The organism is Micromonospora sagamiensis (genome assembly GCF_014680085.1).
Classification (GTDB): Bacteria; Actinomycetota; Actinomycetes; order Mycobacteriales; family Micromonosporaceae; genus Micromonospora; species Micromonospora inyonensis.
Genome location: NZ_AP023438.1, coordinates 3,104,276 through 3,120,625, shown reverse-complemented (window position 1 = coordinate 3,120,625; position 16,350 = coordinate 3,104,276). Strand labels below are relative to the sequence as shown.

Sequence of the window (16,350 nt, the reverse complement as noted above, 5' to 3'; positions counted from 1 at the left end):
GACCAGGTCCGTCAGCCGGCCCCGGCCAGCGCCGCGAGGCGACGGGCGAGCAGGGCGGCGGCCTCCCGCAGCTCCGGCGGCTCCAGCACCTCGGCCTCGTAGCCCAGTCGGGCCACGTGCGCGGCGAGCCAGTCCAGGTGGTCCCCGCCGACGACGAGCACGCACCACCCCTCGCGGTCGTCCTCGACGCGCCCCACCTGGGGTGGCACCAGTTCCCGCACCTGGTCGGGCCGGGCGTGCACCCGCACCCGGGCGAGATACCGGTACGGTGCCTCGGTCACGGAGCGCTGCACGTAGGCGACCGGGTCCGGATGCTCGCTCGGCCGGAAGCGCCAGGTCGTCGCCGTCACCTCGCGCATCCGGTCCAGCCGGAAGGTGCGCCAGTCGTCGCGTTCGACGTCCCGGGCCATCAGGTACCACCGTCGGCCGGTGGTGACCATCCGCACCGGCTCGACCGTACGCTCGCGCTCCTCGCCGTCGCGGCCGGCGTACCGGAACCGCACCCGTACGGCGTCACGGCAGGCCCGCGCGAGCGTCACCAGCACCTCCGCGTCGATCTCGATTCCGGGGCCGACGAGTGTCTCGGTGGCGCCGTGCACCGCCCGCACCTCGGCACGCAGCCGGGACGGCATCACCTGGTCGAGCTTCGCGAGCGCCCGCAGTGCCGCCTCGCCCGCCCCGGCGACCGTGCCTCCCGCCGCCAGCCGCAGGGAGACCGCCGTGGCGATCGCCTCCTCGTCGTCGAGCAGCAGCGGCGGCAGCCGGGTGCCCGCGCCGAGTTGGTAGCCGCCGCCGACGCCGGCCGTCGCGTGCACCGGGTAGCCGAGCGCGCGCAGTCGCTCCACGTCGCGACGCACCGAACGGTCGGTGACCCGCAGCTCGGCGGCGAGTTCGGCGGCGGTCCAGGACGGTCGCCGTTGCAGCAGCCCCAGCAACCGCAGCACCCGTTCGGTCGTTGCCTCGACGGTCACATGCTGATCGTTCCACAGATCACGGAACGATCCTGTCCGCTATTCGCGGGAGGCTGGAACCATGAACGACCAGAACTGGAACTCTCTGCTCCGAGAACAGATCGCCTGGCACTGGACCAACCACCTGCGCCCCCGTCTCGACGGGCTCACCGACGACGAGTACTTCTGGGAGCCGACGCCCGGCTGCTGGAACGTGCGCCCGCGCGGCACCGGCACCGCACCGGTGCGGGCCGGGTCCGGTGCGATGACCATCGACTTCGCCTTCCCGGAGCCCGACCCGGCACCGGTCACGACGATCGCCTGGCGACTCGGGCACGTGATCGTCGGCGTGCTCGCGGTACGCAACGCCGCGCACTTCGGTCGCGCGCCCACCGACTACCAGTCGTTCGAGTACGCCGCCACGGCGGCCGGGGCGCTGGCCCAGCTCGACGCGGAGTACGCCACGTGGCTGGCCGGGGTCGAGTCGCTCGGCGGGTCCGGTCTCGCCCGCCCGTGCGGGGAGGCGGAGGGGCCGTACGCCGACCGTCCGCTGGCAGCGCTGGTGCTGCACATCAACCGCGAGCTGATCCACCACCTGTCCGAGGTGTGCCTGCTCCGCGACCTCTACCCGTACACCCACAGGTCGACCCGACAGGAGGCGAGCTGAGATGGCCCGCGACGTCCAGATCACTTTCGACTGCGCCGACCCGGCCGCCTTGGCGGCGTTCTGGGCCGAGGCCCTCGGCTACCGGTTGCAGGCCCCGCCAGGGGGATTCGAGTCGTGGGAGCAGGCACTGGAGGCGATGGGCGTGCCGCCCGAGAATCGCAACGACGCCTCGGCGGTGGCCGACCCCGAGGGCTCCGGGCCGCGCCTGTTCTTCCAGCGGGTGCCGGAGGGCAAGCAGGCCAAGAACCGCGTGCACCTCGACGTGCGGGCCGCCCCCGGGCTCCAGGGGGACGCGCGGATGGCGGCTCTGGAGGCGGAGGCCGAGCGGCTCGTCTCCCACGGCGCCACCCAGCTCCGGCGCTTCGAACCCGCTCCCCCGCTCGGCACCGGTCACATCGTGATGGCCGACCCCGAGGGCAACGAGTTCTGCCTCGACTGACCCGCCGCGCGCGGACGATCCGCCCGGCTCACCGGGATCCGCCCGGCTCACCGGTCGATCACGACGTGCTGAACGGGCGTAGTGGCACCCCGGCGTCGATGAGGGCGGCCCGCACCAGGGCTGCCGCCTGCACCGCGCCGGGGGTGTCGCCGTGCAGGCAGATCGACTCGACCGGGCAGGGGACGACGCTGCCGTCGACAGCGGTCACGGCCCGCTCGGTGGCCATCCGGACCGCCCGCTCGGCGATCTCCTGCGGGTCGGTGACCAGGGCACCGGGGGCGGAGCGGGGCACCAGGGCACCGTTGGCGAGGTAACCCCGGTCGGCGAAGCCCTCGGCGACCACCCGCAGCCCGGCCCCGGTGGCGAGCTGGGCGAGCACCGAACCGGGCGGGCAGAGCACCGGCAGGTCCGAGTCGTAGTCGCTGATCGCGGCGACCACTGCGGCGGCCTGCGACTCCTGGCAGGCGGCGGCGTGGTAGAGCGCGCCGTGCGGCTTGAGGTAGCGGACCCGGGTCCGGTACGGCCGGCAGAACGCCTCCAGCGCGCCGAGCTGGTACGTGATCTCGTCGCGCAGCTCCTCGAAGGCGTACGCGATGTGCCGGCGGCCGAAGCCGGCGAGGTCCCGGTAGCCGACCTGGGCCCCGATCGCGACTCCCCGCTCGGCGGCGGCGGAGCAGACGCGACGCATGGTGGACGGGTCACCGCCGTGGAAGCCACAGGCCACGTTGGCGGAGGTGACGAGTTCCAGCAGCGCCTCGTCGTCGCCGAGCCGCCAGATGCCGAAGCCCTCGCCGAGGTCAGCGTTGAGGTCCATGGAATCTGACGGTAGTACCCGGACTGGCCTGCGCGAGCGGGGTGACGTCGTCCACCACCCCGACGACGGGGTATCCGCCGGTGGTGGGGTGGTCGGCGAGGAAGATCAACGGTTGGCCGTCCGCCGGGACCTGCACCGCCCCGAGCACGACCGGTTCGCTGGGCAGTTCGCCGGCCACCGCGCGGGGCAGGGGCGCGCCGAGCAGGCGCGCACCGATCCGGTCGCTCATCGGACTGACCTGGTACGCCGTGTGCAGCAGCCGGTGCCAGGCGACGGGGGTGAACCAGTCGTCCCGGGGGCCGGGGCGCAGCGTCAGCCGCAGTTCGGCGGCGGGAGCCGGGGCGGCGGTAAAGTCCACCGGGGCGGGCGGGCCGGTGACCGGGCCGATGGGGAGCCGGTCACCGTCGCGTACCGGGGGCGGGCCGAGGCCGGAGAGGGTGTCCGTGGCGCGGCTGCCGAGCACCGGTTCGACCGCGATGCCGCCGGAGACGGCGAGGTAGCTGCGCAACCCGTGGCGGGCGGGGCCGATCCGCAGCACCGCCCCGGCGGGCAGCGACAGCGGGCGGCCGGGGTCCGCCGGCCGCCGGTCGACCCGGACGTCGGCCTCCGCGCCGGTGACCGCGACCGTGCCGGCGCAGTGCAGGCGCAGCTCGCAGCCGGTGAGCGTGATCTCCAGGCCGGCGGCGGCCTCCGGGTTGCCGACCAGCCGGTTGCCCAGCCGCAGCGCCGCCGGGTCGAGGGCTCCCGACCGGGGTACGCCGAGGTGCGCCCAGCCGGGTCGCCCCTGGTCCTGGACGGTGGTGAGCGCCCCGGCGCGGAGGATCTCGATCATGTCGTCACCAGCCGGACCCGGGTGCCGGGGGCGAGCGTGGCGGGCGGGTCGGCGCGCACGTCGAACAGGGGCAGGTCGGTCCGGCCGACCAGCAGCCAGCCGCCGGGCGAGGCGGTCGGATAGATCCCGGCGTACGGACCGGCGAGGGCGACCGAGCCGGCGGGCACCCGGGGACGGGGGGTGGCCAGGCGGGGCACGGTCCACTCCGCCGGGAGCCCGGTGAGGTACGCGAACCCGGGCGCGAAGCCACAGAAGGCGACCCGGAACTCGGTGCCGGTGAGCCGGCGGACCACCTCGGGCACGTCCACGCCCCAGTGGCCGGCGACGCGGGGCAGGTCCTCGCCGTCGTAGGTGACGGGCACCCCGACGGCGCGGGCGGTGTCCGCGCTGCCGTCGGCGGTGTCGGCGGTGTTGCCGCTGTCGACGGGTCGCGGGGTCCAGGTGGCGATCCGGGCGGCGGTGGCCGTCGGGTCCGGTACGCCGTCGAGCAGCACGGTGGTGGCGGCCGGGACGATCTCGACGGCGGTCAGCTCACCGGCCTCCCGGCGTCGCCAGAGTTCGGCCCGCCAGGCCTCGACCTGCCCGGCAGGGTCCACCACGGACCGGACCGCACCGCCGGAACCGGGCTCGGGCTCCGGGTCGGAACCGGGCTCGGGCTCGGGCTCGGCACAGTCGAGCAGCAGCGCGTGCGCACCGACGGGACGGATCCGCATGCCGTCATCCTGGCGGACGCGGGCTCGACCGCGTACGGGTGGACGTGACACATTCCACTACCTGGAAGTAACTTACGGTGCCGTAACCTGAGGAGGTGACCACCCCGACCAACGTACGGATCAGGCCGGTCGACATCGGCAAGCCGCGGATGCGCGGCTGGTTGCACACCTACGCGTTCTTCGTCGCACTGGTCTGCGGCATCGTCCTCTGCTCGGTCGCGGCGACCCGGCCGGGGTGGGCGCCGCTGGCGAGCTGCCTGATCTACAGCGTCACCGTGTGCGGGCTCTTCGGCACCAGCGCGCTCTACCACCGGCGGGTCTGGTCGGAGCGGGGCTTCCAGATCATGCGCCGGATGGACCATTCGATGATCTTCTTGTTCATCGCCGGCACGTACACGCCGTTCTGCCTGCTGCTGCTCGACGACCGTAAGGCGACGATCATGCTCGCCCTGGTCTGGGGCGGGGCGCTGGGCGGGGTGGCGTTGAAGGTGGTCTGGCCACACGCGCCGCGCTGGGTCTCCGCCCCGCTCTACCTGGCGCTCGGCTGGGTGTCGGTGGCCATCCTCCCGGACATCCTGCACCGGGGCGGGGTGACCGCCCTGGTCCTGCTGGCGGTCGGTGGCGCGGCCTACAGCGTCGGCGCGGTCTTCTACGCCCTACGCCGGCCCAACCCGTGGCCGACCGTCTTCGGGCACCACGAGTTCTTCCACGCCTGCACCCTGGTGGCGGCGATCTGTCACCACATCGCGATCTACTTCGCCCTCTTCGCCTGAGCCTCGCCACCACCACACCTCCGGTGCCCGGACGTGCTTCCGGGGGCTCCGCGGCGTGCGCGCAGCCCCCGGGTGAGCGACGGGGTCAGACCTGGTGGCCGGGGCGGCGCACCTCGCGGTACTCCTGGACCACGCGGTCGTCCTGCGCCGGCACCACGCGCTCCTCGACGACCCGCTCCCGCGGCGCGGCCACGACGGTCCGACGGCGGGTGTTCCAGAAGTAGGCGGTCATGATCAGGCCCACCACACCGGCGAGCATCAGCACCCAGCCGACGGTGTTCAGGCTGAGCCAACCCAGGTTGGCGTCGACCGCGAATGCGAGGATCGCGCCCAGCGCGATGAGGAAGATACTGCTGCCGATGCCCATCGTGTCGCCCTCCTTGGCGTTCTGCTGGCGTTTCGTTACCGCCGCGGCCACTGGATGAGGTTGCGGCACACACCGACTTACCCGAGCGCGGAGATCGCCAATCAGGCAAGCTGGGACCATGACGCAGGGTAGGGTCACCGAACACACACTCGTGCTGCTCCGGCACGGGAAGGCGGCGACCCCGGAGGGCGACGTCGCCGACCGGGACCGGGCGTTGACCGTACGCGGGCAGGCCGACGCCGCCGCGGCCGGCGCGTGGTTGGCCCGGCACGGCTTCCGGCCCGACGTGGTGGTCTGCTCGCCCGCGCGGCGCACCCGGCAGACCTGGCAGGCGGTGGAAAGCGGGATGGCCGGTGTGCCAGCCGAGGGCGGGATGACCGGTGCACCGGACGGAAGCGACCGGGCACCCCGGGTCCGTCACGAACCGACCGTGTACGCGGCGGATACCGCCGACCTGCTGGATCTGCTCCGGGCCGTCGAGCCGGACGCCGGCACGGTCCTGCTGGTCGGCCACAACCCGGGCATCTCGCTGCTGTCGATCGCCCTCGACCGGGCCGGCGCCGACCGGGAGGGCCTGCGGACCAGCGGTGTCGTGGTGCACCGGGTCACCGGGGCCTGGGCCGACCTCGGCACCGTGCCCGCACCGGTCATCGAACGACACACCGCCCGCGCCTGAGCGCGGGCGGTTCGATCGCGTTCCCCGGAGCCGGCGGCTCAGGAGGGCGGCGCCGTCGGCGGGGGCGGATCGGGCGGCGGGGGCATCATCGCGGTCGGGTGGGAGAGCCGGTTCTCCTCCACGATGAGGGTCCGGGCCCGCTTCCGCCGGTCCTGCCAGAACCAGAGGGTGGTGAGCAGGACGGCCAGGCCGGCGAGGATGAACACCCAGCCGACGGCACGCAGGTCGACCCACCAGACGTTGGCCCGTACGGCGAACGTCAGGATCGCCCCCAGGGCGATGAGAAAGATGCCGCTACCAATGCCCATGTGCGCTGCACTCCCCCGTGCGGTGGCTCTGGGCTTTCTCCGGACACCGTCGCGTACGCGGACGATGCTCCGGCCACGCATACCCGCGATGGCGGCCCCTACCCCACCCGGTGGGAACGGCGACGGCCGGCACGCAGGTGCGCGCCGGCCGTCGAGGGGGAATCAGGAGGGTCGGAACATCCGGCTCAGAAGGCCTCCTCCGGGAGGTCCATCAGGTCGAGGTCGGTGTTCTCGATGATGCGCCGGTCGGCGCCGATGCGGGGCAGCACCTCGCGGGCGAAGAACTTCGCCGCCGCCACCTTGCCGGTGTAGAACGCCCGGTCGGTGGCGGACACCTCGCCGCCCAGGGCGCGCAGGGCGACGTCCGCCTGCCGCTGGAGCAGCCAGCCGACCACCACGTCACCGAGCGCCAGCAGCAGGCGGCGGCTGCTCAGACCCACCTTGTACACGGCACGCGGCTCACCGGCCTGTGCCTCGCCCAGCCAGCCGGTCAGCACGCCGAGGATGGTCTGCACCTCGGCGAGCGCCTTGCCGAGCGCGGCCCGCTCCTCCTTGAGCTGTCCGTTGCCGCCCTCGCTGGCGATGAACTCCTGGATCTCGCCCGAGACGGTCATCAGCGCCTTGCCCTTGTCCCGGACGATCTTCCGGAAGAAGAGGTCGAGGCTCTGGATGGCGGTGGTGCCCTCGTACAGGGTGTCGATCTTGGAATCCCGGACGTACTGCTCGATCGGGTAGTCCTGGAGGAAGCCGGAGCCGCCGAACGTCTGCAGGGACTCGTGCCCGAGCAACTCGTACGCCCGCTCCGAGCCGACCCCCTTGACCAGCGGCAGGAGCAGGTCGTTGACCCGCTTCGCGGTCTTCGTCGCCGCCTCGTCCCCGGCCGCCTCGGCGATGGCGACCTGGTCCTGCCAGGAGGCGGTGTAGCAGACCAGGGCGCGCAGGCCCTCGGCGTACGCCTTCTGGAGCATCAGCGAGCGGCGGACGTCCGGGTGGCGGGTGATGGTGACCCGGGGTGCGGTCTTGTCGGCCATCTGGAGCAGGTCGGCACCCTGCACGCGGCTCTTGGCGTACTCGAGGGCGTTCAGGTAGCCGGTGGAGAGGGTGGCGATGGCCTTCGAGCCGACCATCATCCGGGCGTTCTCGATGATCATGAACATCTGCCGGATGCCGTCGTGCTTCTCGCCCAGCAGCCAGCCCTTGGCCGGTACGCCGTGCTCGCCGAAGGTCATCTCGCAGGTGTTGGAGACCTTCAGCCCCATCTTGTGCTCGACGTTGGTGGCGAAGACGCCGTTGCGCTCGCCCAGCTCACCGGTCTCCTCGTCGAAGTGGTACTTCGGCACCACGAAGAGCGAGAGGCCCTTGGTGCCCGGGCCGCCGACGCCCTCGACACCCACCGGGCGGGCCAGCACGTAGTGGACGATGTTCTCGCTCAGCTCGTGCTCACCGGAGGTGATGAAGCGCTTGACGCCCTCGATGTGCCAGGAGCCGTCCGGCTGCGGGATGGCCCGGGTCCGGCCGGCGCCGACGTCCGAGCCGGCGTCCGGCTCGGTGAGCACCATCGTGGAGCCCCACTGCTTGTCGACGAAGAGCTTCGCCCACCGCTTCTGCTGCTCGGTGCCCTCGACGAGCAGGACGTGCGCGAAGGACGGGCCGGAGGCGTACATCCAGACCGGGGCGTTGGCGCCGAGGATCAGCTCGGCCAGCGACCACCAGAGCGCCCGGGGCGCGTTGCCCCCGTCCAGCGCCGGGGGGAGGTCCAGCCGCCAGAACTCCGAGTCCATGAACGCCTGGTACGACTTCTTGAACGGCTCCGGCAGCGGCGCGGTGTGCGTGGCCGGGTCGAAGACCGGGGGATTGCGGTCACTGTCGGTGTAGCTGGCGGCCAGGTCCTCGCGGGCGAGTCGGTCCATCTCCGCGAGGAAGCTCCGTGCGGTGTCGACGTCGAGATCCGAGTACGGCTCCTGGCCGAACGCCCGGTCCACCCCGAAGACCTCGAACAGGTTGAACTCGAGATCCCGCAGGTTGCTCTTGTAGTGGGTCATGATCACTGGCCCCGCTTCCGGACAGGTGTTACCGATCAGTAACCCCGACTGTATTACTCGCGGGTAGGCAGCGACAAGCCGCTGATGAAAGTGACAGCGGACACACACCGGGCATTCAGCCCTCGGTGGCACCCACCTCCCAGCTCGGCACGGCCGCCGTCGCCTCGCTGCGCGGGCCCGCGTACTCCATCAGCACCAGGGCGATGTCGTCGTCGAGCCGGCCGTACACCCACTCGACCAGGGCGGTCTCCAGCGAGGCCAGCCCGTCCGCCACCGTTCCGTGCCCGAGCAGCCGCCAGGCCCGGTCGGCGGTGGGGAAGAACTCGCCGTCCCGGCGGGCCTCGCCGAGACCGTCGGTGAAGAGCAGCAGCCGGTCGCCCGGTTCCAGCCGCTCCACCCGGGGCTGCACCACGGGCATGAAGCCGAGCGGGGGTGCCGGGGCGGGCGGTTCGAGCGGGATCACGCATCCCCGGCGCAGCAGCAGCGGCGACGGGTGCCCGCAGTTGACGATGGTGAGCGTCCCGCCCCGTTCCTCGACCACCGCGGCGGTCACGAAGTCCTCGTCGCCGACGCTGCGCGCCACCGCGCGGTCCAGGTCGGACACGACCGCCCGCAGGTCGGCCCGCTCGTGCGCCACGTGCCGGTACGAGCCGAGCACGATGCTGGCCAGCCGGACCGCGTCCAGGCCCTTGCCCCGTACGTCGCCGATGATCATGCGCACGCCGTACGGGGTGTCGATCGCCTCGTACAGGTCGCCACCGATCTCGGCGGTGGCCGTGGAGGAGATATAGCGGGCCGCCACGGCCAGCGTCCCGACCTGCGGGCCGAGCGGACGCAGTACCGCCTGCTGGGCGACCGACGCCAGTTTGGACAACTCGGCGATCTGCCTGGCCTGCCGTTGCCGCACCCCGGCCACCACCGCCACCAGCGCGGTCACCAGCGCGATCGCGGCGACGTTGGTGGCGGTGTCCAGCGAGACGCGCGGCTCGGAGAACGCGAACGCCACCGCGCCGGCGGTGGCCGCCGCACCCACCCCGAGCACCACCCGCCAGGTGGCGAAGACCGCCGCGAGCACCGGCGCGGCGGCCATCAGCCCCAGGTAGTGGGCCCCGTTGCCGTCGGCCGCCTCGACCGCCCAGATGAACCCGAGCAGGACGAGAGCCGCGCCGAGACCGGCGCGGGATCCGGGGCTCAGCGGACTACGGAGCCGCTGGAAGGGATGCGTGAGTACGCAGCACAGCATGCCCTATGGAGGTTGATCAGCGCATGACCCTGGCCCGTCGTCCGAGCCGGTTCTGACCGCACGGACCGCTGTGACCAGCCGATACGCGACCCGACTCAGCCGAGCACCGCGTAGGAGACGGTGAGGTGGCCGAGGTCGAGGGAGGCGATCGCGCCGAACGCCGCCCGGGACAGGTCGATGCAACGACCGTCGATGTACGGCCCCCGGTCGTTGATGCGTACGGTCACCGAGGCCCCGGTGGCGGGGTTGGTCACCCGTACCCGGGTGCCGAACGGCAGCGTCTTGTGCGCGGCGGTCATCGCCGACGGGTCGAACGTCTCGCCGTTCGCGGTCATCTGCCCCTCGGCGTAGAAGGACGCACCGCAGGTCCCGCTCTCGACCACCGTCGGGGCGGTCCGCTTCGGCGCGGCCGGCTTCGTGGTGGCCCGCTTCGACGGCGTCGACGTCACCCGGGCCCGCGGCTTGCTCCGCGAGGCGGCGGTCGGGCGGGTGGGTGTGGGGCTGGCGGTCGGCGACGCGGCGCTCTCCGGAGACGGGCTGACCGACGACGAGGACGGGGCAGGGCTCTCCGGCGACGGCAGAGCCGGCGTCGCCACGACCGGCCCCGGCCGGGCGAGATCCGGTTCCGCCGAGGTCAGGTGTACCGCACCGACCGTGCCACCGACGGCCACCGCCACGGCGACGGCGGCGGAGGCCGCGATGCCGGCGGGCGAGGAGAACATCCGAATCCGAGGGTGCCTGCCAGCCATCGACCCGTCCTTCCGGTTACTAACAAATCGGCTCGGACCGTAGCGAGAGAAGCACTTCGGAAGTCAACCTGATCATGGGCATATGTCATAGTTCGCGGGGATACGTGTAGCCGATCATCCGAGGCAGGGTCGCACTGCCGGGCCCCGACAGCGGACGGGCAGGATGGGGCGATGTCCACCGAGCTGAGCCAGCGCCTCGTCCAGCTGTTCCGCTGGTCGGACCCCGGTCCGGAGAGCAGCCATCTGGTCAGCGACATCTCCGGCTGGTGGCGCGACCCGTACGTCCTCACCGAGATCGGCCCGGCGCTGGTGGCACCGTTCCGCGCCGCCGCGCCCACCGTCGTGGTCTCGCCCGCCGTCACCGGCCTGCTCCTCGGTCCGCTCGCCGCCACCGCACTCGGGGTGGGTTTCGTCCCGGCGCACAAGCCCGCGGACGGACGGCAGCCGCCCGGCCCGACCACCTGGGCGCAGAGCACACCCGACTTCCGGGGCCGTCGGATCACCCTCGGCGTCCGCGACCGCCACCTCGGGCCGGGCGACCGGGTGCTGGTGGTCGACGACTGGCTCGCCACCGGGGCGCAGGTCCGGGCGCTCTACCAGCTCTGCGCGGCCCGGGGCGCGGAGACGGTCGGCACCGCGGTGGTGGTCACCGACTGCCCGCCGCAGGTCAACGCCGAACTGCGCGTCCGGGCCCTGCTCGACGCCGACCGTCTCGGGAGCTGACCTCCTGTCCGGCCTCCACGTCCGCCTCCACGTCCGCCGGCACGGGCTGCCGGCACGCCGCCGCAATTCCGGCGGCGGTCGGGCGGTGGGTCGCGTAGCCTCGGCGGAATGTGGCCAAGGATCGGTGACCTGCGCACTCTCGCCCTCGGCACGCCCGGCCCCATGCGGAGCAACCTCAACAGCCTCGTGCTGGCCGGAGTGAAGACCGCCACGACCGGGCTGCTCAGCGAGTACGCCACGGAGGGCGAGGAACTGGAGTACGTCGGCGAACGGCTGGCCCTGGTCGACGACCACGACGCACTGGTCGGCGTCGTCGAGGTCACCGCTGTGGACGTGGTCCGCTTCGCGGACGTGACCTGGGACTTCGCCCGCTCGGAGGGCGAGGGGCACCGGGATCTCGACGAGTGGCGGGCCGGTCACCTCCGCTTCTGGGCCGGCGAGGGGAGCACGGTCACCGACGACACGCCCGTCGTCTGCGTCCGCCTACGGCTGGTGTCGGCCGGGGCGGGTGGCGTCGCCACCGGCGACCTGGGCACCTGACCGGTCCCCGGCTCAGATCCGGCGCAGCTCCGGCAGGCGTTCGGCGACCTCGGCGAGCACGTTCTCGTCCCCGGCGTACCAGCTGCTCAGCCGTGGCCAGTGGGTCACCACGTCGGTGAACCCGAGCCGGGCAGCCCGCTCGACCGCATCGGCGAAGAAGTCCGCGCTGGTCATCGAGAAGACCGGGGCGGCGTCCAGCGACAGGTAACGGTCGAGGGTGGCCGGGTCACGTCCGGCCCCGTCCAGGGTCACGTCCATCTGGGCGGCAAGCGCCGCCACCGACTCCCACCAGGTCTCCAGGTCGTCCCCGCCGGCGCCGGTGGTGACCCAGCCCTGACCGAACCGGGCGACCAGCCGCATCGAGCGCGGACCGTTGGCGGCGACCACGAACGGCACCCTCGGCATCTGCACGCAGCCGGGATTGTTCCGGGCGTCCACGGCCGAGAACCACTCGCCGCGCCAGGTCACGCCGTCCTGCCGGAGCACCAGGTCGAGCAGTTCGGTGAACTCGCCGAACCGGTCCACCCGACGCCGAGGCGGCAGGGTGTCCCCGCCGAGCACGGTGGCGTCGAACCCGATGCCACCCGCGCCGATGCCCAGCAGCAGCCGCCCGCCGGAGATGTCGTCCAGCGTGGTCACCTGCCGGGCGAAGGCGGCCGGGTGTCGGAAGTTGGGCGAGGCGACCAGCGTGCCCAGCCGGATCCGCGAGGTCACCAGGGCGGCGGCGGTCAGCGTCGACATCGAATCGAACCAGGGGCCGTCCACCAGGTCACGCCAGCCGAGGTGGTCGTAGGTCCAGGCGTGGTCGAAACCCCAGTCCTCGGCCTGCCGCCAGCGCCGCTGCGCCTCGGACCAACGCTGGTCGGGGAGGATCACGATGCCGATGCGCATGATCACACCCTACGGCCTGCGATTTTCGTCCGGTCTGCCGCCCGGCACCCCCGAAAGTACGACGCGGCGCCGTACCAGACGGCGCCGTCCAGCCGTCCTCGGCGATCGTGGTCGCCACAGTGCCGGCACCGGTGCCCGCTCCGGTCCCGGTGGCTGAGCCGGTGTCCTCGGTGGTCCTGCCGCCGCCGGTGGTTGGCACGGCTCGCCCGGCAGTCGTGGGGATCATCCGATGGCGGGGACGCCCTTGGCTTGGCTAGTGGAACTCATGGACGACTTCGATCAGACCCACGATGTGCGCGTTGAACCCGTCCAATTCCTCGGCCGGTACCCACAGTTCGAGGATGGTCTTCCCGCCAGCCTGCTGCACCGGGTAGCGACTCACGAACTGTGACTCCACCCGGAAGCGGGTGACGTAGCCGGCACCGGACGCCGGCACGTTCCAGTCCCGCGCGATCATGATCGCGTAGTCCTCGTTCAGGACTGGGTAGAAGATCGGCTGGTCCGGCAGGCGTGGAGGCCAGCGACGCCATCCCGACTCACGGACAAGGGCCAACTCCTCCGGGCCGGTCGGACGCCACAGCACCGTCGTACCGTCACCGCTGCTCATGTCGACCTCGCCACTCGGAATCAGGGTGAGGCCGAACGGTACCGACGGATCGGCCAGCGGCACCACCGCGTTCACCGCATAGGGGTAAGCCGATGCTGCTCCGACCCTGCCCGACCTCGAACCGGTCGCCCCGACCCCGGCGCTGTTCCTCGGCCGGGGTCGCGGTCGTCCCGTGTGGCCCTTCCCCCATTCTGTCGACGTGCTCGGCAATCTCCGCCGAGTACGGCGGCCACGTCCGCCCCCTCGCCATGCGCCGCACCGACCTGGGAACCGAGCTGACCGAGGGCATCCACCCGCCGTGCGGGCTGGTCCGGGGAAATTGCGTCCCGACGTGACATGTGGCGGCCAAACCGGATCAAGAAAGCGGCATCGGACACGCAGCGCGACGGGCTGGGGAGGACAATGTTCGGGATGTCGACCCGAGCGATCTTCGGCCTCGCGGCCCGAGGGGCAGGCGTTGGTGCTGCTGTTGTGGCGGCGGCATATCTGGCGTACCGGTTCGCCGAAGCGTACGCGCAGGCGGACAGCAACAACTACACCAACAGCGCTGACGCACTCGGCGTGGCGAGCATTGTGTTCCTTGGCTGTGGCCTGCCGCTCTGCTACCTGACTGGCGTCACCATCGCGCTTCTGAGCCGACTGCCGCGACCTTGGCTCGTCTCCGCCGGCGGCCTGGCTGCCGGTACGGTCTTGGGCTGCGGCGTCCGGCCCGCGGGGATCGGTTGGACGGTTCTGACGGTGCTGTCGGCGTATGCGTCGGCCGCGGTAGCCGCCGCCCTAATGGTTCGCTCTGCGCGGAGAACCGCGGGCACCTGACGTGCTCGGACGGGTCGGCACGGCTGCGAACAGGCTGCTCGGCCCCGAGTACGACCCAAACAAACCTTCGGTGTCGATCGGATCACGGGCACCGGAAACATCGAAGGCCCTAGCTCGAGACTTGCGTCCTGACCAGGGCCTTCGCGGTGGAGCGGGTGACGGGAATCGAACCCGCACTGTCAGCTTGGGAAGCTGATGTTCTGCCATTGAACTACACCCGCAGGCGGCACCACTGTACCTGAGCGGCTCGCCGCGTGCACCAAGGTACCCCTCCTTCGTCCACCCCCGCCATCGCGCCGAGCCGCAGAGACCCTGCATCACCGCCTCACCCGATCAGGACGGGCGGGCCGGAAGCCGACGGCGCGGGCTTCACCGACCGGACGCGCCAAACGTTACCGCGCGGCAACATATGGCCATTCTCAAATGTGTCGATCGGCTGTAACCTCTGCCACACGTTCTCAGCCGCGGTGTGACAGACCCCACGTCATGCCGGCAGAAAGAGGTGGACACATGGGACTTCGTCCCAACCTGCTGACCCGGCGCGTGGCCGGTGTCGCAACCACGACCCTCGCCCTGCTGCTCAGCACGGCAGCGGTTGGCGTCGCTCCTGCGGCGGCTCACGTGGGCCACGCGGACGAGGCCTGCGCCGAGCCGGCCGACACCCACTCCGATGCAAAGATCAAGGTCGGCGGCGTCGCCAAGCACGAGCCGAACGAGCTGACCGCGACGCAGGTCCGTGAGCGCGAGGCCGACCTGGCCGCCGTGCTGGCCGCACGGGCCAAGCGGACCGACCTGAAGCAGGGGCCGGCGGCGACGGCCTCGATCACGATCCCGGTCGTGGTGCACGTGATCCAGCGGGACAGCACCCGGGCCGGGGGCAACATCCCGGACTCGATGGTCAGCTCCCAGATCAGCGTGCTGAACCAGTCCTTCAGCGGCGCGACCGGCGGCACCGCCACCGCCTTCGCCTTCCAGCTTCAGAAGATCAACCGGGTGACCAACCCGTCGTGGTACCCGATCGTGCAGGGCTCGTCGGCCGAGCGCTCGATGAAGACCTCGCTGCGCGAGGGCGGCAAGGGCACCCTGAACATCTACCTCGGCGAGCTGAGCGACGACCTGCTCGGCTGGGCGACCTTCCCGACCCGGCGACTGAGCAGCATGGACGGCGTCGTCGTGCTGAGCGAGTCGCTGCCGGGCGGTACCGCCACCAACTACAACCAGGGCGACACCGGCACCCACGAGGTCGGCCACTGGCTGAACCTGTACCACACCTTCCAGGGCGGCTGCGCCAGCTCGGGCGACAGCGTCTCGGACACGCCGGCGGAGGCGTCGCCGGCGTTCGAGTGCCCGACCGGCCGGGACACCTGCTCCACCGCCGGCCTGGACCCGATCACCAACTTCATGGACTACACGTACGACTCGTGCATGTACCAGTTCACCCCGGGGCAGGCCAGCCGCATGCTGACCGCGTGGAACGCGTACCGCGCCGCCTGACGTACCCGACGCACCACCCACCCGATGCCGGCTCCGTCCCGCGGAGCCGGCATCGGCGTGTCCGGGCTCAGGCCGCGGCCCGGTGCGCGGCCCGTCGTCGCCTGGCCCGTCCCGGTACGGCCGGCTGACCGGCCGCCGGAGTGTCACTCGCCCGGGGATCCAACCAGACCTGCACCGCCGGGCCGCCCTGCCGCGCACCGGGGGCCTCCATCCCGACGTGATCGCGCCGGGCGAGCATGGCCACGTCGACGGTGAACTCGAACAACCGCCAGTCCGCCCGGGGCTCGGCCCGGAAGTTCTCCGCCAGCCGGGCCACCCGGGCGTGGTCGGTGACCGGGCGGGCGTGTCCGGCCACGTACGCCTCGTCGTCGCTCTCCTCCGGCGGGAACGAGTGCAGCGCGTACCGCCCGTCGCGCTCCAGGTCGCGGCGCTTGGGCGAGTCGATGACGAAGCAGAAGAGTCCCTCGTCGGTGATGACCGGGGAGACCGGATGGACCCGGGGGCCACCGTCGGCCCGGACCGTGGCCAGGTAGCCGAAGCCCGGGCCGTACTGCTGCATGAGAAGGCGGATCGCGTCGGCGAGGCGGGGCTCGTCGGCGGCGAACTCGGACCAGGAAGCCATACCGACATCCTATCGAACACGCGTACGAAAACGCAGCCCGACGCGCTGGTCACCCGCCGGATCGTGGGGCCGGTGGTCCTCGCT

General features: G+C 72.1%; 20 protein-coding genes and 1 tRNA gene. 8 read left to right on the top strand and 13 right to left on the bottom strand.

Going from position 1 to position 16,350, the window contains the following annotated elements; all coding sequences use genetic code 11:
• Positions 1-11 precede the first annotated feature (11 nt).
• Complete coding sequence (locus IGA62_RS13575) at positions 12-971, bottom strand: helix-turn-helix transcriptional regulator (RefSeq protein WP_145821139.1); 960 nt, start codon at positions 969-971, stop codon at positions 12-14.
• Between the two features lie 61 nt (positions 972-1,032).
• On the opposite strand from IGA62_RS13575, the gene IGA62_RS13570 reads away from it, so the two are divergent.
• Together IGA62_RS13570 and IGA62_RS13565 are read left to right on the top strand one after the other, a co-directional pair.
• Positions 1,033-1,617: a DinB family protein gene (locus IGA62_RS13570; RefSeq protein WP_145821141.1), complete on the top strand. Its 585-nt coding sequence runs from the start codon at positions 1,033-1,035 to the stop codon at positions 1,615-1,617.
• Between the two features lies 1 nt (position 1,618).
• Positions 1,619-2,056: a VOC family protein gene (locus IGA62_RS13565; protein ID WP_145821143.1), complete on the top strand. Its 438-nt coding sequence runs from the start codon at positions 1,619-1,621 to the stop codon at positions 2,054-2,056.
• A gap of 58 nt (positions 2,057-2,114) precedes the next feature.
• Here IGA62_RS13565 and IGA62_RS13560 read toward each other — a convergent pair whose 3' ends face one another.
• The 3 genes from IGA62_RS13560 to IGA62_RS13550 are packed head-to-tail and all read right to left on the bottom strand — an operon-like array spanning position 2,115 to position 4,415.
• Entirely contained in the window at positions 2,115-2,870 is a 756-nt protein-coding gene (locus IGA62_RS13560) for a LamB/YcsF family protein (RefSeq protein WP_145821145.1), read from the bottom strand.
• Positions 2,854-3,702, bottom strand: coding sequence for a 5-oxoprolinase subunit C family protein (locus IGA62_RS13555; protein ID WP_145821147.1), 849 nt, complete (start codon positions 3,700-3,702; stop codon positions 2,854-2,856). The genes IGA62_RS13560 and IGA62_RS13555 overlap by 17 nt, the downstream gene beginning before the upstream one ends.
• On the bottom strand, positions 3,699-4,415 hold the full coding sequence (locus tag IGA62_RS13550; protein WP_145821149.1) for a 5-oxoprolinase subunit B family protein: 717 nt from the start codon (positions 4,413-4,415) through the stop codon (positions 3,699-3,701). Before IGA62_RS13550 ends, IGA62_RS13555 begins: the two co-directional genes overlap by 4 nt.
• Before the next feature lie 149 nt (positions 4,416-4,564).
• Between IGA62_RS13550 and trhA the strand changes: the two genes are divergently transcribed.
• Positions 4,565-5,188, top strand: coding sequence for a PAQR family membrane homeostasis protein TrhA (gene trhA, locus IGA62_RS13545; protein WP_145822243.1), 624 nt, complete (start codon positions 4,565-4,567; stop codon positions 5,186-5,188).
• 85 nt (positions 5,189-5,273) lie between these two features.
• Here the strand turns inward: trhA and IGA62_RS13540 are convergent, their stop codons facing one another.
• Complete coding sequence (locus IGA62_RS13540; protein WP_145822244.1) at positions 5,274-5,555, bottom strand: DUF6458 family protein; 282 nt, start codon at positions 5,553-5,555, stop codon at positions 5,274-5,276.
• Between the two features lie 118 nt (positions 5,556-5,673).
• Between IGA62_RS13540 and IGA62_RS13535 the strand changes: the two genes are divergently transcribed.
• The gene (locus tag IGA62_RS13535) at positions 5,674-6,231 is read left to right on the top strand and encodes a SixA phosphatase family protein (protein WP_145821151.1); all 558 of its coding nucleotides are present in this window, start codon (positions 5,674-5,676) and stop codon (positions 6,229-6,231) included.
• 38 nt (positions 6,232-6,269) lie between these two features.
• Here IGA62_RS13535 and IGA62_RS13530 read toward each other — a convergent pair whose 3' ends face one another.
• The 4 genes from IGA62_RS13530 to IGA62_RS13515 all read right to left on the bottom strand — a co-directional run bounded on the left by IGA62_RS13530 (position 6,270) and on the right by IGA62_RS13515 (position 10,573).
• Positions 6,270-6,539, bottom strand: a complete 270-nt coding sequence (locus tag IGA62_RS13530) for a DUF6458 family protein (protein ID WP_091454299.1) — start codon at positions 6,537-6,539, stop codon at positions 6,270-6,272.
• A gap of 185 nt (positions 6,540-6,724) precedes the next feature.
• On the bottom strand, positions 6,725-8,581 hold the full coding sequence (locus tag IGA62_RS13525; RefSeq protein ID WP_145821153.1) for an acyl-CoA dehydrogenase: 1,857 nt from the start codon (positions 8,579-8,581) through the stop codon (positions 6,725-6,727).
• Between the two features lie 115 nt (positions 8,582-8,696).
• Positions 8,697-9,824 (bottom strand): PP2C family protein-serine/threonine phosphatase, encoded by a 1,128-nt coding sequence (locus IGA62_RS13520; protein WP_145821155.1) that lies wholly within the window; start codon positions 9,822-9,824, stop codon positions 8,697-8,699.
• A gap of 95 nt (positions 9,825-9,919) precedes the next feature.
• Entirely contained in the window at positions 9,920-10,573 is a 654-nt protein-coding gene (locus tag IGA62_RS13515; RefSeq protein WP_145821157.1) for a septal ring lytic transglycosylase RlpA family protein, read from the bottom strand.
• Between the two features lie 171 nt (positions 10,574-10,744).
• On the opposite strand from IGA62_RS13515, the gene IGA62_RS13510 reads away from it, so the two are divergent.
• Together IGA62_RS13510 and IGA62_RS13505 are read left to right on the top strand one after the other, a co-directional pair.
• Positions 10,745-11,296, top strand: a complete 552-nt coding sequence (locus IGA62_RS13510; protein ID WP_145821159.1) for a phosphoribosyltransferase family protein — start codon at positions 10,745-10,747, stop codon at positions 11,294-11,296.
• Positions 11,297-11,404: 108 nt separating this feature from the next.
• Positions 11,405-11,836: an ASCH domain-containing protein gene (locus IGA62_RS13505; RefSeq protein ID WP_145821161.1), complete on the top strand. Its 432-nt coding sequence runs from the start codon at positions 11,405-11,407 to the stop codon at positions 11,834-11,836.
• 12 nt (positions 11,837-11,848) lie between these two features.
• On the opposite strand, the gene IGA62_RS13500 is transcribed toward IGA62_RS13505, so the two are convergent.
• Together IGA62_RS13500 and IGA62_RS13495 are read right to left on the bottom strand one after the other, a co-directional pair.
• Positions 11,849-12,733: an LLM class flavin-dependent oxidoreductase gene (locus IGA62_RS13500; protein ID WP_186500083.1), complete on the bottom strand. Its 885-nt coding sequence runs from the start codon at positions 12,731-12,733 to the stop codon at positions 11,849-11,851.
• 247 nt (positions 12,734-12,980) lie between these two features.
• Positions 12,981-13,334 (bottom strand): hypothetical protein, encoded by a 354-nt coding sequence (locus tag IGA62_RS13495; protein ID WP_145822245.1) that lies wholly within the window; start codon positions 13,332-13,334, stop codon positions 12,981-12,983.
• A gap of 411 nt (positions 13,335-13,745) precedes the next feature.
• On the opposite strand from IGA62_RS13495, the gene IGA62_RS13490 reads away from it, so the two are divergent.
• On the top strand, positions 13,746-14,150 hold the full coding sequence (locus IGA62_RS13490) for a hypothetical protein (protein ID WP_145821165.1): 405 nt from the start codon (positions 13,746-13,748) through the stop codon (positions 14,148-14,150).
• Positions 14,151-14,297: 147 nt separating this feature from the next.
• Here IGA62_RS13490 and IGA62_RS13485 read toward each other — a convergent pair.
• Positions 14,298-14,371: transfer RNA gene (locus tag IGA62_RS13485), tRNA-Gly, on the bottom strand.
• Positions 14,372-14,660: 289 nt separating this feature from the next.
• On the opposite strand from IGA62_RS13485, the gene IGA62_RS13480 reads away from it, so the two are divergent.
• The gene (locus IGA62_RS13480) at positions 14,661-15,644 is read left to right on the top strand and encodes a zinc metalloprotease (RefSeq protein WP_145821167.1); all 984 of its coding nucleotides are present in this window, start codon (positions 14,661-14,663) and stop codon (positions 15,642-15,644) included.
• 67 nt (positions 15,645-15,711) lie between these two features.
• Here IGA62_RS13480 and IGA62_RS13475 read toward each other — a convergent pair whose 3' ends face one another.
• Positions 15,712-16,266: a pyridoxamine 5'-phosphate oxidase family protein gene (locus IGA62_RS13475; RefSeq protein WP_145821170.1), complete on the bottom strand. Its 555-nt coding sequence runs from the start codon at positions 16,264-16,266 to the stop codon at positions 15,712-15,714.
• Between the last annotated feature and the right edge of the window lie 84 nt (positions 16,267-16,350).